At 50.3% G+C, this 13,919-nt stretch carries 14 protein-coding genes, 1 tRNA gene and 1 other RNA gene; 14 read left to right on the top strand and 2 right to left on the bottom strand.

Annotated elements, in window-relative coordinates; genetic code table 11:
- Window positions 1-53: 53 nt before the first annotated feature.
- From AYJ59_RS10620 to AYJ59_RS10580, 9 genes are all read left to right on the top strand, one after another.
- Window positions 54-338 carry a hypothetical protein gene (locus AYJ59_RS10620; RefSeq protein WP_029939802.1) on the top strand — a complete coding sequence of 95 codons (285 nt, stop codon included), beginning with the start codon at window positions 54-56 and terminating at the stop codon, window positions 336-338.
- Window positions 339-726: 388 nt separating this feature from the next.
- Window positions 727-1,248, top strand: a complete 522-nt coding sequence (gene ectA / locus AYJ59_RS10615; protein WP_029939803.1) for a diaminobutyrate acetyltransferase — start codon at window positions 727-729, stop codon at window positions 1,246-1,248.
- A 21-nt stretch (window positions 1,249-1,269) separates the two neighbouring features.
- A complete protein-coding gene (gene ectB, locus AYJ59_RS10610; RefSeq protein ID WP_029939804.1) occupies window positions 1,270-2,523 on the top strand; it encodes a diaminobutyrate--2-oxoglutarate transaminase in 1,254 nt (417 codons plus the stop codon).
- A 50-nt stretch (window positions 2,524-2,573) separates the two neighbouring features.
- Window positions 2,574-2,969, top strand: coding sequence for an ectoine synthase (locus AYJ59_RS10605; protein ID WP_029939805.1), 396 nt, complete (start codon window positions 2,574-2,576; stop codon window positions 2,967-2,969).
- An 86-nt stretch (window positions 2,970-3,055) separates the two neighbouring features.
- The gene (locus AYJ59_RS10600) at window positions 3,056-4,501 is read left to right on the top strand and encodes an aspartate kinase (protein WP_029939806.1); all 1,446 of its coding nucleotides are present in this window, start codon (window positions 3,056-3,058) and stop codon (window positions 4,499-4,501) included.
- Window positions 4,489-5,373: a tetratricopeptide repeat protein gene (locus AYJ59_RS10595; protein ID WP_029939807.1), complete on the top strand. Its 885-nt coding sequence runs from the start codon at window positions 4,489-4,491 to the stop codon at window positions 5,371-5,373. The genes AYJ59_RS10600 and AYJ59_RS10595 overlap by 13 nt, the downstream gene beginning before the upstream one ends.
- Window positions 5,374-5,581: 208 nt before the next feature.
- Entirely contained in the window at window positions 5,582-6,088 is a 507-nt protein-coding gene (locus AYJ59_RS10590; RefSeq protein WP_029939808.1) for a thioredoxin family protein, read from the top strand.
- An 11-nt stretch (window positions 6,089-6,099) separates the two neighbouring features.
- Window positions 6,100-7,470, top strand: coding sequence for a TolC family protein (locus tag AYJ59_RS10585; protein ID WP_029939809.1), 1,371 nt, complete (start codon window positions 6,100-6,102; stop codon window positions 7,468-7,470).
- A gap of 44 nt (window positions 7,471-7,514) precedes the next feature.
- Window positions 7,515-7,994, top strand: coding sequence for an efflux RND transporter periplasmic adaptor subunit (locus AYJ59_RS10580; RefSeq protein WP_127120076.1), 480 nt, complete (start codon window positions 7,515-7,517; stop codon window positions 7,992-7,994).
- A gap of 63 nt (window positions 7,995-8,057) precedes the next feature.
- Here the strand turns inward: AYJ59_RS10580 and AYJ59_RS10575 are convergent, their stop codons facing one another.
- Together AYJ59_RS10575 and AYJ59_RS10570 are read right to left on the bottom strand one after the other, a co-directional pair.
- Window positions 8,058-8,447: a DUF4870 family protein gene (locus tag AYJ59_RS10575; RefSeq protein ID WP_237260325.1), complete on the bottom strand. Its 390-nt coding sequence runs from the start codon at window positions 8,445-8,447 to the stop codon at window positions 8,058-8,060.
- A gap of 167 nt (window positions 8,448-8,614) precedes the next feature.
- On the bottom strand, window positions 8,615-9,943 hold the full coding sequence (locus tag AYJ59_RS10570) for an NAD(P)/FAD-dependent oxidoreductase (RefSeq protein WP_127120075.1): 1,329 nt from the start codon (window positions 9,941-9,943) through the stop codon (window positions 8,615-8,617).
- 237 nt (window positions 9,944-10,180) lie between these two features.
- On the opposite strand from AYJ59_RS10570, the gene AYJ59_RS10565 reads away from it, so the two are divergent.
- The 5 genes from AYJ59_RS10565 (at window position 10,181) to recR (ending at window position 13,855) form a co-directional block, all read left to right on the top strand.
- Window positions 10,181-10,256 (top strand) — tRNA-Asn (locus AYJ59_RS10565).
- A 79-nt stretch (window positions 10,257-10,335) separates the two neighbouring features.
- An RNA gene (ffs, locus tag AYJ59_RS10560) (signal recognition particle sRNA small type) lies at window positions 10,336-10,432 on the top strand.
- A 104-nt stretch (window positions 10,433-10,536) separates the two neighbouring features.
- A complete protein-coding gene (gene dnaX / locus AYJ59_RS10555; protein WP_127120074.1) occupies window positions 10,537-12,873 on the top strand; it encodes a DNA polymerase III subunit gamma/tau in 2,337 nt (778 codons plus the stop codon).
- Between the two features lie 12 nt (window positions 12,874-12,885).
- Entirely contained in the window at window positions 12,886-13,215 is a 330-nt protein-coding gene (locus tag AYJ59_RS10550; protein ID WP_029939814.1) for a YbaB/EbfC family nucleoid-associated protein, read from the top strand.
- Between the two features lie 46 nt (window positions 13,216-13,261).
- Window positions 13,262-13,855, top strand: a complete 594-nt coding sequence (gene recR, locus AYJ59_RS10545; protein WP_029939815.1) for a recombination mediator RecR — start codon at window positions 13,262-13,264, stop codon at window positions 13,853-13,855.
- Window positions 13,856-13,919 lie beyond the last annotated feature (64 nt).

Raw genomic sequence — 13,919 nt, 5'->3', positions numbered from 1 at the left:
TTGGTCGGCTATTTGCTACGGGTTCGGCAATTTTAAAACAAGAGGAAGTGACGATGGGATGGGTGATTAAAGATCATTACGAAGATGAATACGACTTTGAAGTCGATCGGATGAATCTGGAAGCCATGGACATAACGGCTTTTTCTTGCCCGAAGCTGCGGATCATTGAGGTGCCGGTGGATGAAAGCGACTTGGAAAAAATCGAGCAGGTCTATGAGATTCTGTTCCCCGGGTTGTTCGAAGACATGGCGGACATGATGGGCAGCGAGGATGCTCGAGACCCGTACCGGGTACGCTATTACTATAAGCGTCGTAAGTCCGATTCAGGGCAATTATAAAGGTCTATTAAATAGTTCTTTAAAATCATACTGTTATAAGTCCTGTTTGGGGCTAAATTGGTGCAATTGGTTGCAAGTGTGTTTGAAACTTGTTACAATAACGTCAATTTCATAACCCAAATAGGTTAAGTCATCTTTTTTTCAGCTGTATTTAATACACTGTCATTTGCGTTTAGGCGCCGTTCTTTTTTAGACCAATGCTGGTCGAGTCTAATCCAAAGGATCAGTCCTGAGGAGTCAATCGTAACCGTTTCCCCAATGCGAGCTTTATCCCTTGACGGGACAAAACCCATGAACGAAACGATCGCCCACACTGGAAGTTTCAGTGTCGCACCTGTCTTTTTGCGATTGGTTGAATTATTAACCTTTCAAATCTTACAAAATAATCATGGATACCCAAAAATCTGAAGTTTCCGTTCAGTTTAGAAAACCTAAATTGGAAGACGGACTGGCTATTTATCACTTAATCCAGGCGTCACCGCCGTTGGATGTGAATTCGAGCTATTTATATTTTCTGCAAGCGTCGCATTTTGCCGACACTTGTGCGGTGGCGGAGGTCGACGGTCAAATCGTCGGTTTTATTTCCGCTTATTACCGACCGGATCGGCCTGGTGCCCTGTTTGTCTGGCAGGTGGCCATCTCCGATACGATGCGAGGCCAGGGCATGGCCAAACGTTTGTTGACGGCTTTGCTTAAGCAGCAGCCAAAAGACAGCGTGACGGAACTGTGTTGTACCATCAGCCCGTCTAACAAGGCCTCTCAAGGGCTGTTTAAATCATTTGCCAGACAGCACGGTTTAACGTTACAGGTCGCGCCGTTTATCACCGAGGCACATTTCGGGGATGAAGGGCATGAAGCGGAAGAGTTGTACTCCCTGACGTCGGAAACCGAATCAACGATTACACTTTAAATTTTCAAAGGAACTTAAAACATGGCATTAGAAACGTTTAATAAATACGAATCGGAAGTGCGTGGTTACATTCGATCGTTTCCAACGATTTTCGATAAATCTAAAATGGCTGAAATTTGGGATGTTGACGGTAAACGTTACATCGACTTTTTTGCCGGCGCAGGCGCGCTGAACTACGGTCACAACAACCCGGCCATCAACGATGCTTTGATTGATTATCTGAAGCATGACGGCATCGGACACGCTCTGGATATGGGGACCGTTGCGAAAAAAGACTTCATTGAAAGCTTCGTTCATAACGTGCTGGAACCGCGCGATATGGAGTACAAGCTTCAGTTTGTCGGCCCGACAGGGACCAACGCGATCGAAACCGCGCTGAAAATTGCCCGTAAGGTCAAAGGCCGTAAGCAGGTCATGTCCTTCACCAACGGCTTCCACGGTATGTCGATGGGCTCCTTGAGTATCACCGGTAACAGTTATTACCACGACGAAAGTTACGGTGTACCAGGTTACACCACTCAGGTGCCGTTCCATAAGTATCTGGGCGACAAGGTCGATACCATCGCTTACCTGCGTAAAATTCTGGAAGATACTTCCAGTGGTACCGAGTTGCCGGCAGCCATCGTGTTGGAAACCATCCAGGCGGAAGGCGGGATCAACGTTTCCGGTGAACAGTGGCTACGAGATTTACGTCAAATCTGTGACGATTTCGACATCTTGATGGTGGCGGATGAGATTCAGGTCGGTAACGGTCGTTCCGGCGATTTCTTCAGTTTCGAACGTGCGGGCATTCAGCCGGACATCATTACGTTGTCGAAATCGATTGGTGCCGGTCAGCCGATGGCCTTGGTGCTGTTGAAACCTGAGCTGGACCAGTGGAGTCCGGGCGAGCACTCGGGAACCTTCCGCGGGAATAACTTGGCGTTTGTGTCTTCCAGTGTGGCCTTGAAAAAATATTGGTCGGATGACAGCTTCTCAAAAGAAGTGAAAGCGAAAGCCGCTTTGGTTCAGGCGCGTATGGAGAAATTGGCGCTGCGTTTCCCGCAATATGTGCGCGAAATTCGCGGGCATGGCATGATTTGGGGCGCTGAATTTAAAGATCCGGATATGACGTCTAAAGTCTGTGCACAAGCCTTTGAAGATGGCTTGGTCATTGAAACGGCGGGTGCCGGCGATGAAGTCATCAAGTTCTTGGGGCCATTGGTGATTTCCGAAGAATTGATTAACGAAGGCTTTGATATTTTGGAAGGCGCGGTTGAGAAAGTCGGCAAGTAATTTTTGCCTGCAAACGACAACCCTTGCAACAAAAACGATTAGGAGAAAACATGATTGTTCGTAACTTATATGACGATATTATCGGAACCGATGCCGATGTAGATGATAAGCAGTGGACCAGTCGTCGCCTGTTATTGGCGAAAGACGGCATGGGCTTTTCGTTGCACGACACCTTGATTAAAGAAGGTGAAGAACTGCATCTGTGGTACAAGAACCACTTGGAAGCGGTGTATTGCATTGAAGGCGAAGGCGAAATCGAAGAGAAGAAAAACGGTAAGGTACACGCCATTCGTGAAGGCACCGTTTACGCTTTGAACGAGCACGATCAACACATTCTGAAAGCCAATAAAGGCAGTCAGATGCGTATGGTGTGTGTGTTCAATCCGCCGGTTACCGGGCGTGAAACCCATGATGAAGACGGTTCCTACGTCTTGGTGGATGCTTAATCCACCCGGTATTATCTATCTTGAAAATGCCCAGGCCTGGGCATTTTATCCCTTTCAATAACGGAGTTTTTTTCTAAAAAATTACCATGTCAAACACACATAAAAATCAGTTGAGCGTCGAAAAAATCGGCGGTACCTCAATGAGTGATTACCCGGCGGTTCGGGACAATATCATTTTGTACCCGGAAAGCCCTTACCAGCGCATTTTCGTGGTGTCGGCCTATGGCGGCATTACCAATGATTTGCTGGAACATAAAAAGACCGATCAACCCGGCGTTTACGGCCTGTTTGCCAATGATGATGTCGAGGACGATTGGCGCATTGCTTTGGATCAATTGAGTCTGAAGCTGAATAAAATCAATGCCGACTTGTTCGATGACGATGAATTGCGTGCCAAAGCCAATGCCTTTATCGACGAACGCTTTGCGGAAACCAAGCAGTTGCTGAATCATCTGCAGGACTTGTGCCGCCACGGACACTTTTCTCTGGAAAGCCATTTGTTGACGGTGCGCGAATTGCTGGCCAGTTTGGGTGAAGCCCACAGTGCCTGGAACCTGGCACACCTGCTTCAGCAAGAAGGCGTCAACGCCCGCTTTGTGGATTTAACCGGCTGGCAAGCGGATAAAACCCTGCCGCTGGATGAGATGATCAAGGCGCACTTGGGTGACGTGGATTTCACGCGCGTTCTGCCGATTGTCACCGGTTATGCGCATTGTCAGGAAAACCTGATGCATACTTTCGACCGCGGCTACAGTGAAATGACCTTCAGTCGAATCGCGGTTTTGTGTGAAGCCACCGAGGCGGTGATTCACAAGGAATACCACCTCAGCAGCGCCGACCCGAAATTGGTCGGTGAAGAGAATGTGGTTCCAATCGGTAAAACCAATTACGACATCGCCGACCAATTGGCCAATCTCGGGATGGAAGCCGTGCACCCGAAAGCCGCGCAGGGCTTGCGTCAAGCGCAGATTCCGTTGCGGATTAAAAACACCTTTGATCCGGGGCACCACGGCACCATCTTCACGGAAGATTATGTCAGTGAATTCCCTCAGGTGGAAATCATTGCCGGTATGCAACACTTAATTGCTTTGGAAGTGTTCGATCAGGAAATGATGGGCCAACAAGGGCATTATGAAAAAATTCTGATCGACACCAGCAATCGCCTGAAATGCCAGGTCATCACCAAGGATTTCAACGCCAATACCATTACCTTGTATTTGAGTGCGTCCTTGAAGAAGGTCAAACGCCTTTCGGAACAGTTGCAGCAGGCTTTGCCGACGGCGACCATCAACACCAGTAAGGTGGCGTTGGCGTCGGCGATGGGCAGCGACATGCGCATTAAAGGTTTGTTGGCGAAAGCGGTACAAACACTATTCGATGAGGGCATCAATGTGGAAGCGATTCATCAAAACACCCGTCAGGTCGAGATGCAGTTCTTCGTGAACGAAACCGATTTCGAAAAAGCGGTGAAAGCCTTGCATTCCAAATTGATTGAAGTCCATAACCATGGGAAGGCGATATGCGAACATTGATCATGTTGGGGCTGGCGCTGTTTTTGGCATCAGCGACGGCGGGTGCGGCCGATCAACGGCACTCCAAGGAGACACAGGATGTGGAGCAACTGAAAGAGCCGATGTACAACCCGTTTGTCGAACGGTATGTCATGGACGAATTGAAACAGCTGCGCGTCGATATGAACGATCTGCACGTTGAGCTGACCAAAGAGGTCACCAATCGTGAATTGTCCGCGACTTCCCGCGCCGTCGGTTATGCGACCGATACCGTTACCTATTTCTTTTATCTGATTGCCGGAATTTCTTCCGTCTTGCTGTTGGTGGGATGGAACTCCATGCGAGAAGTGAAAGAGAAGGTGCTGAGTCTGGCTGACTCGAAAGTGGATAAGGTCATTGAGGAATACGAAGCACGTTTGGCGAAGCTGGAAGAAGAGTTGAACCGAAAATCGCGAGGCATTTCCAATGCTCAGAAACGATTGGCGCAACATCAGGATATTCACAGCTTGTGGTTGAAAGCCGGCCAAGAACAGATTCTCAGTAACCGTATGGCGATTTACGATCAAATATTGGAACTGGATCCCGGCAATACGGAAGCGATGACGTATAAAGCCGACGCCGCACTGGAGATGGGAGAGCCGCAATGGGCCGTGAACCTGTGTAATCAGGCGTTGCGAATTGATCCAGAGAATACCCATGCCTTTTACCAGTTGGCGGGGGCTTATGCGCTGATGGACAAAGCCTCGGAAGCCATCGAGTTTTTGCAAACGGCTTTGCAGAATTCAGAGGGGTATAAAGAGCAAGTCCAAAATGATCCGGTCTTCAAGTCCTTGCAGGACAATCCGGAATTCCAAAAACTGTTGGAAGAAGACGAAACCCCGGCCTCTTCCTGATTTATCTTTTCTTTGAGCGAGGCCCTCTGCATGCCTCGCTTTTTTCTGCTTTCATTTTTTATCCACATTATCTGCATGTATTTATGTATAAATACGGACTATTGGCGATACGCTCAATGGCTGTGCTATGATGCGCGCAAAAGCGGAGCGTGCGGCCGTAGAAAAGATACGTTTTTAACGGCGTGCAGATAACAAAAGGTGGTATGAGATGAATAAGATTTGGCAAGCTGTCGGTATTGCATTCTTGACGATGGCAAGTTTTCAGGTTTGGGCCGCCGACTTTTTCGATGAAACCTTCGGGAACCTTCAGGAAGAGTTGGAAGTGGCGAAAGATGACGGCAAACAGGGCATTTTTATTTTCTTTCACATGGAAGAGTGTCCCTTCTGCGACCGCATGAAAAACACCATTCTCAACAAGCCGGATGTCATTCAATATTTCAAACAACATTTTCTAACCTACCAGGTCGATATCGAAGGGTCCAATGAAATGGTTAACTTCGACGGAACGGAAGGGACCGCGCAATATCTCTCCGAAAAAGTTTATCGTGTTCGCGCCACACCGGTCATGATGGTGTTTAACTTGGAAGGCAAGCCGGTGCTGCGCTACACCGGGCCGACCCGTACGAAAGAAGAATTTATGCTGTTAGGCAAATATGTCGTGGACGGTGCTTATAAAGACATGTCGTTTACGCGTTATAAAAGACAGAATAAGTAGCGGGTACTTCGATGAGATTGAATCCGTTACGTTTTACAATACGCGGTGTGCTGGTGCTGACGGCGTTGCTGCCACATACCGTTTTGGCCGCCGATGACGCTGCCGTGAATGCCGCTCAAACCACCGGGCCTGTGGCTGAACAAGCGACCGCATCGGTACATCCGGCCCAGGGGTTACCCGAGCCTTTGACCTTGGAAAGTGTGATGGGGTTGCCGGAAAACATCAGTCCGCAGGTCATGCGGGCCAAAGCGCGGCATGCCCAAGCGCAAGCACGTTATAACCTGCAAGAAACCGACGATAATTTCGAGCTGGATTTGATCGGTCGCTTGGGTTGGCGTGAGTATGACTTTCAGACCGAGGATAATCATTTATTCGGTTTGCATTTAGGCAAAGAATTGTATGACTTCGGCCGTAATGACGCGGCGCTGGAAGCGGAACAACGCCTGACGGCAGCGCAGAATGAACTTTACCAAGACCAGAAAATTCAGTTTCAGATTCGGTTGATGCAAGCCTACTTCAACATCATTCTTGCCGACTTTCAGTACCGCATTGAAAATGAAGCCATGGCAGTGGCCTACATTGCCATGGATAAAGCCGAGGATCGGCATGAACTGAAACAGTTGTCCGACGTTGAGTACCTCAAACTGCAATCCGATTATGAAAAATTGTTGGTGAAACGCACACGTGCGTCTTACGAACAGCGCCGGACACGAACCAATCTGGCCAATTTGGTTGGGCGTCCGGACGCCTTGCCGGATAAGTTACGCTTCCCGTCGTTGGATTCCGTCACCAGTCGGGAGCTGGAAGAATTAAGCGTTTACCAGCAACAAGCCTTGGCGAATAATTTGCATTTGAAAAACTTGAAACTGACGCTGCAAGCCGCGGAATCGCGGTTAAATGGTGAGTCGCTGGAAGACATGCCGGTGTTTCGAGTGGATGCGCTGGGAGGGTATTCGTCGAATTATGCTTACGGCCGAGAAGGGCGCTGGCGTTTTGATTTGACGATGGATTATCCGCTGTACGACGGCGGTGTGCGCTCGGCGAAGGTAAGCGAAGCCCGTGCCGAGGTGCAGGCCATTCAAGCGGAAATTCACCAGTATCAGCAGTCTTTGCGTGATCAGGTGGCGGACTTGTATTTCAAGCTGCAAATGGCGGAAGCCGAAAAGAAACAGAACAAGGTGTTCGGCGAGTATTCCGAAATTTATTTGGATTACAGTCGCGCGCTTTATGAAAACGAATCGACGACCGACTTAGGGGATTCGATGGTCCGCCTGTCGGAAGCGAATTATCAGGTTATCGCACAGCAGTTCCGGCAAACGCTTCATTGGGCGCAGTTGGATTATTTGATCGGTAAGCCGGTGCAATTGGAGACGTATCAATGAACGAAATGAAAAACACGATGAAACGATGCACGATCGGATGTCTGATGTCCGGAAGTCTTTTTTTGGCCGGGATGCCAACGGCCTGGGCAGAAACGGTTCAAATCGGTTCTTTGGTGGCGGGGCAGGTTGAAAAAGTCATGGTGATGCCTGGACAAAACGTTAAGACCGGTCAATTATTGATGACCATCGATGACGACCGTTATCAGGCCAAATTGAAAACCGCTCGGGCCGAGGTCAAATTGTGGGAATTGAAACTGGCGGATGCCCAAATTGAATTGGATCAAGCGCTGGATTTATTTGATCGAACCGTCACCGCTAAGCGTGAATTGGATGCGGCTCAGTTGGCGTATGATGTGGTGAAACAGCAATTGGTAAAAGCACAAGGCAATCTGGAATCTTACCAGGCCTGGTCGAAATACTTTGTTATCAAGGCACCGGTTTCCGGCAAAATCGCTAAAATCAATGCGCCGAAAGGCACAACGGTGTATAAGGAAAATACGCCGTTGATTCAGATTGAATATTGATGACAAGTCGGCCCGGCAAAGTGCCGGGTGCTGAAAAAACGCTACTGGAAAGCGTTAAAGGGGTTATAGGTCTCGGCCGAAACCAAAGAATGTGCCTTCGATGGCCGTTTGTCTGTCCAGTGCGCTGAGGCCTTTCACCGAACGGATAATCAACCAGATCATCCACCACACCAGCACTACTGCGCCGATAAAGACGGTGGCCAACAAGATACCGACCAGCAGATAAATCACGCCATACCAGAAGGTTTGAATTTGGAAGTCGAAGTGGGTTTTCAGCCAAACCGGCATTTCCGGTTCACTGCGTTTCACATAGGCCATGACCACGCCGATAATGGCTGTCAGCCCCATCACTAATCCGACCAGATACAGAATGTAGATAATCTTGGCGTAGGTGCTGTTACTGCGCGTCATCTCTTCAATCGACGGCCTTGCTTCCGAGGCTTGTTCGCTCATAAATGGTGTCCTCCCTGATTATTGTTATTGTGAGAATGTGGAGCTAAGCAAAAATCATTATTGTCGATGAACCGGGCTTTCTCCAATATAATTTTTTTGATTCAATATCATAGAATTCTATGATGAGGCACGATGAGAGCGCTGCCGGAACGGGGTGTTGACGGATGTCAGTACAGCTTCAGCTTGGGTTTGACTCGCCGTTCGATGAAGGCGGCGAGCAGAATCCACACCATGCGTCCGAAGCCGTGCAGTGTCATTTGGTGTTGACGATACAGGCTGGCGTAAGCCCAATGGGCGATTTTGCCTTCCAGCATCCAGTTCTTTTTGAACAGTTCATCCAATACGCTACCAAATGTTTGGAATCGACTCAGTGATAAAAGTGACCCGTGATCATGGTACTGGAATGATGTCAGCGGTTGCCCGTCCATGAGCGCCTGCAGGTTGGTTGCGCAAGTAGCGGCCATTTGATGCGCCGCCTGGGCCAAGGAAGGAACCGGGCGAGCCTGTTCGCCTTCGCCTTGTATCAAGCTGGCGCAATCTCCGATGGCGAAAATCGCCGATTCACCTTTAACCTGCAAGTTGGCGTCGATTTCGATTTGATGGATGCGGTTGGTGGGCAAGCCGAGCTCTGAAAGAAACTTCGGCGCTTTAACGCCCGCCGCCCATACTAAGAGGTCGGCTTGAAGGGTTTGGTCCGCGGTGATCAACTGTTGGGCCTGAACGTCTTTGATCATGGTTTGGGTGCGTATATCAACGCCATGTTCTTTCAAAACCTGCTCGGCCTTGTCGGCCAGAGATTCCGGTAAGGCAGGCAAGATACGATCGGTGGCTTCAATGAGCGTGACCTGTAGGCTGCTGGGGTAAATAGCCTTGATGCCGAACTTTTCCAGTCGTTCAACGGCATTGCATAATTCCGCGGCCAACTCAACGCCAGTGGCTCCGGCTCCGACAATGGCCACTCGAACCGGCTCAGGCGGCGTTTGGTCATGATGATTGGTCAAGGCATGCTGGTTTGCGGCTTCCGAAAATTGCATGAAACGATTCAGAAAGGTGAGATGAAAATCCTCCGCTTCCTGGGCCGAATCCAACGTGTGGCAATGCTCGCGCACCGAGCTGAGCCCGAAGTCGTTGCTGCGGGCGCCGGTGGCCATCACCAGATAATCGTAATGCACGAGGCGTTCGCCTAAAATCTCTTTGCCGTGGTGGTCCAATAACGGCGCCAGAGTCAAGGTTTGATTGGCTTTGTCGAGAGCAACCATCTGCCCCATGCGAAAATAGTAATGGTGTTCGGATGAGTGGGCTCGGTAGCTCAGGGCTTCATGGCCGGTGTCGAGTGAACCCGAAGCCACTTCATGCAACAGGGGTTTCCACAGGTGGGTACGATTGGCGTCAATCAAGGTAATTTCCGCCAATCGTTTTCTGCCCAGTGAGTCACCTAAGCGAGTGGCCAGCTCCAAGCCGCCGGCACCACCGCCGACAATCACGATCTGTTTCATATTCTGTCCTTCTTTGCTATTGGGTTGGCAAATCAACAGAGGCCGAACTACCGTGTGCAACCTGAATTGATGTAAAAAGTTAAAGGTAATAGCGTTATTTTACGTATTCAATAGCCGGTTGAAAGGGGCTTTTTCAGACTTTACCCAATTAGTCACAAAAATTTCAAAATAGGGCTTGCCAGAGACAAAATTATCTCTATAATACACATCCATCAAACGCAAGGTTTGAATGACTATTCCCCAATAGTTCAGTTGGTAGAACACCGGACTGTTAATCCGTATGTCGCTGGTTCGAGTCCAGCTTGGGGAGCCAAATTCTTGAAAAAGCCGCTTTTATGCGGCTTTTTTTATTGTTTTTTGTTAGAATTTGGTCTTTCACATTATGGTGACTCTGTTCGTCCCCTCGCGACGATAGGTTGGAAACCCCGCCAGGTCCGGAAGGAAGCAACGGTACCTTCTGATTCGTGCGCCGAGGTCAGGCGGGCAGGGTCGCCTCCATTTTCTCAAGCCTTTTCATTTTCCTCAATTTAAACTCGCATTCCTCTGCTTAGACGTTAAAATAGTCCTTATTTCAATCATAAGAATCGAAGCCTGTGAGCGATACCGTTTTAGCCAGAAAATGGCGCCCGAAAAACTTCTCCGAACTGGTCGGTCAAGAGCATGTCATGCAAGCGCTTGCCAATGCGCTGGATCAGCAACGGCTACATCATGCCTATCTGTTTACCGGCACCCGAGGGGTGGGCAAAACCACCATCGCACGGATTTTTTCCAAGGCCCTGAATTGTGAGCAAGGGATCAGCTCCAAGCCCTGTGGTGTTTGTTCGACTTGTCGTTCAATTGATGAAGGACGTTTTGTCGACCTGATAGAAGTGGATGCGGCCTCCAAGACCAAGGTGGAAGACACGCGCGAGTTGTTGGAAAACGTCCAATATGCACCGGTTCAAGGGCGTTATAAAGTCTATCTTATCGACGAAGTGCACATGCTGTCGAAAAGCAGTTTCAATGCACTGTTGAAAACTCTGGAAGAGCCGCCGGAACATGTGAAGTTTCTGCTGGCCACCACCGATCCGCACAAGTTGCCTATGACGGTTTTATCGCGCTGCTTGCAGTTCAACTTGATGCGCTTGACGCAAACACAGATTCAAACCCATTTGGGGCATATTCTTCAGCAGGAAGGTATTGCGTTTGAGGACGCGGCCTTGGCGATGATTGCCAAAAGCGCCGACGGTTCGGCGCGAGATTCCCTGAGCATACTCGATCAAGCCATCGCTTACGGAGGTGGTCAGGTTCAGTTGGCGGCCGTTCAGGCGATGCTTGGCTTGGTTGATCAGCAATTCACCCGGCAGATTCTGGCGGCTCTGGCGGACGAATCCGCCGACGCCTTAAAAAACGTCATCCAACAGTTGGCCGCGATGGGGGTGGACTATACCGCACTGAACGCGCAACTGATTGAAGTTCTGCACCAAATTACCCTGTTGCAGGTATTGGGAACATTGGACGATGGGTGTGTTCTGGACGACGAAACCATGCAGGTGTTGGCTGAAACGCTTTCGCCGGAGCGGGTACAGGTTCTCTACCAAATCGCCTTATTGGCCAAGCAGGATATGTCGATGGCGCCCGATATCCGCATCGGTTTCGAAATGGCTTTGTTGCGGATGTTGGCTTTTCAGCCGATGGCGCCGGGCGCCGGCGGACTAAGTTCGGGTGGCGAAACGGTCCAAGCACCTGCCAACACTAATTCCGGAGAAGCCTCGGTGATGGCAAAAATCACCCGGCCTGGCGATGTCTTGAAACAACAGGGGTTGAAAGATGTTGCGGAACCCGAACCAGCCGAACCGTCTCAAACGGCGGAGCCAGCGCAGTCTGTGGTATCCTCCGCGAACGATGTGATGCACTCGGAGCCGATGGCAACCGCTGAACCGGCGCCTGAATCGATTGCAACACCCGCTCTCAACCAAACGGTTTCTGAATCTGTTCCTGATGCGCCGGTCGATCATCTGGCGGACTTAAAAGCGAGGTTAGATCTCACGCTGGGAAAGCCTGAAACGATCCGTTCAGCGGCCGAATCGGCTGCGCCTGAAGAGGCGTCTATTCAGTCTCCAGTTGCCAATCCGGATGCTGAAACCGCGTTGAATCCGGCGATGGAAACGCCGTCCGAAGCGCCTGTGGCGCAAGTCTCCGCACCTTCCGCTCCCTTGCCTTGGGAAGAAGACAATTCAATGTCCGGCGACGCGTTGAACGCCGCGCCGACGGATTCGACAAATGCGGCATTACAGGATGAATCGCCTTGGCCGAAATCGACGGTCGAAGAGGCGCTTGGTACAGAATCGATTCCGCCAACGTTTCAGGATGCTCCGCAAACGGTTTCCATGGAGACGGCGATTCGACAGGAACCGGCTTGGGAGGCGGCGGCTTCCGAACCGGAGCGCGTAATGACAGAAAGCCAACCGCCGATGGCGGAAGTGGCAACCGCCGAACCGGAATATCGTCCGAATGACGCCGTTTCTTCACCAACGGTAACAGTCTCCACGGGGGATGCGGGTGAATGGCGTGACGCCGATAAATGGTTACAGATGATCGTGCAATTGCAGTTGGATGGCATGGCCGCCGAGTTGGCCCGGCAATCGATTCTGGTCTCACAGGATGCGCAGACGTTGACGTTGAGTGTGGATCCGCAACAGATGCATGCGAAAACCGAGCTGGCCTTACAGCGGTTGGAAGAGCAAATCAAGGCACAGTTGGGTTGTCGATTGGTGTTTGTGCAGGCCGATCAAGCCCATTTGACCCCGGCGCGTTATGAAACCGAAATGAAAGCTCAACGGCAGGCGAATGCCGTGAACAGTATTCAATCCGATCCTCAGGTTCAAAGCCTGATTCAGACATTAAATTTAAAGGTCATCGAATCGTCGATTCGACCGGTCAAACACTAGAAAGGAGTAGCCATGTTTGGTGGAAAAGGTGGTTTGGGCAACTTGATGAAGCAAGCCCAGGAAATGCAAAAGAACATGCAAGCGGCGCAAGAAGAAATCGCGCAAATGGAAATTACCGGTGAAGCCGGTGGCGGGATGGTCAAAGTGGTCATGACGGGTAAGCACGAACTGGTTAAGGTGGACATCGACGACAGTTTGATGGATGACCGTGAAATGCTGGAAGACTTGTTTGCGGCGGCGGTTAACAGCGCGGCACGTCGTGTTGAGGAAGAAACTCAGGAACGCATGTCGGGATTAACCGGTGGGATTGATTTGCCACCGGGCATGAAAATGCCGTTTTGACCAGGTCTGGTTATTTTTACGCTATTGACGGATAGGACAGCGCTAGATGCAAAGCCCTTTGATTAACGAATTGATTGAAGCCTTCAAATTGTTGCCGACCATCGGCCCCAAGTCGGCGCAGCGGATGGCTTACTATCTGTTGCAAAATAATCCGAACGGCGGCAAGCGATTGGCGGAGGCGATTGTCGAGGCCATCGATAAGGTCGGGCATTGTGAGCAGTGTCGCAACTTTTCCGAAACCGACGTCTGCCGTATCTGTGCGTCGCCGGCGCGTAAACGTGATCAACTCTGTATTGTGGAAACGCCGACCGATGTGGTGGCGATTGAGCAGTCCGGCATTTACCAGGGACTGTATTTTGTTTTGATGGGGCATTTGTCGCCGATTGATGGCGTTGGGCCGGAAGACTTGGGGTTGCCTCTGCTGGAAGAGCGCTTGAAGGGCGGCGAGGTTTCGGAATTGATTCTGGCCACTAATCCGACCGTGGAAGGCGAGGCGACCGCACATTATATCCATCAGATGGCAACCTCGATGCAGGTGCCGGTCACGCGTTTGGCGCAGGGTATTCCGTTGGGCGGCGAGTTGGAATATATCGACAGTGGAACGCTCAGTCAGGCCTTTGCCGGGCGAAAAGCGGTTTAGTGCGGTTTAGTGTGACATGAAGCGATAGTTATCTTTCACAGAATCTAAATGAAAAAACGGCCGA

Origin of the sequence: Thiomicrospira sp. S5 (assembly GCF_003991075.1) — a bacterium.
Taxonomy (GTDB): domain Bacteria; phylum Pseudomonadota; class Gammaproteobacteria; order Thiomicrospirales; family Thiomicrospiraceae; genus Hydrogenovibrio; species Hydrogenovibrio thermophilus.
The sequence above is the reverse complement of the archived record's forward strand: the minus strand, read 5'-3'. Positions and strand labels throughout refer to the sequence as shown.

Excerpts from the sequence above, each read along its gene's own strand:
- AYJ59_RS10605 (WP_029939805.1), top strand. The coding sequence starts at position 2,574 with ATGATTGTTCGTAACTTATATGACGATATTATCGGAACCGATGCCGAT.
- recR (WP_029939815.1), top strand. The coding sequence starts at position 13,262 with ATGCAAAGCCCTTTGATTAACGAATTGATTGAAGCCTTCAAATTGTTG.
- AYJ59_RS10570 (WP_127120075.1), bottom strand. The coding sequence starts at position 9,943 with ATGAAACAGATCGTGATTGTCGGCGGTGGTGCCGGCGGCTTGGAGCTG.
- ectB (WP_029939804.1), top strand. The coding sequence starts at position 1,270 with ATGGCATTAGAAACGTTTAATAAATACGAATCGGAAGTGCGTGGTTAC.
- AYJ59_RS10590 (WP_029939808.1), top strand. The coding sequence starts at position 5,582 with ATGAATAAGATTTGGCAAGCTGTCGGTATTGCATTCTTGACGATGGCA.
- AYJ59_RS10580 (WP_127120076.1), top strand. The coding sequence starts at position 7,515 with ATGTCCGGAAGTCTTTTTTTGGCCGGGATGCCAACGGCCTGGGCAGAA.
- AYJ59_RS10575 (WP_237260325.1), bottom strand. The coding sequence starts at position 8,447 with ATGAGCGAACAAGCCTCGGAAGCAAGGCCGTCGATTGAAGAGATGACG.
- AYJ59_RS10595 (WP_029939807.1), top strand. The coding sequence starts at position 4,489 with ATGCGAACATTGATCATGTTGGGGCTGGCGCTGTTTTTGGCATCAGCG.
- AYJ59_RS10600 (WP_029939806.1), top strand. The coding sequence starts at position 3,056 with ATGTCAAACACACATAAAAATCAGTTGAGCGTCGAAAAAATCGGCGGT.
- AYJ59_RS10550 (WP_029939814.1), top strand. The coding sequence starts at position 12,886 with ATGTTTGGTGGAAAAGGTGGTTTGGGCAACTTGATGAAGCAAGCCCAG.
- AYJ59_RS10585 (WP_029939809.1), top strand. The coding sequence starts at position 6,100 with ATGAGATTGAATCCGTTACGTTTTACAATACGCGGTGTGCTGGTGCTG.
- AYJ59_RS10620 (WP_029939802.1), top strand. The coding sequence starts at position 54 with ATGGGATGGGTGATTAAAGATCATTACGAAGATGAATACGACTTTGAA.
- ectA (WP_029939803.1), top strand. The coding sequence starts at position 727 with ATGGATACCCAAAAATCTGAAGTTTCCGTTCAGTTTAGAAAACCTAAA.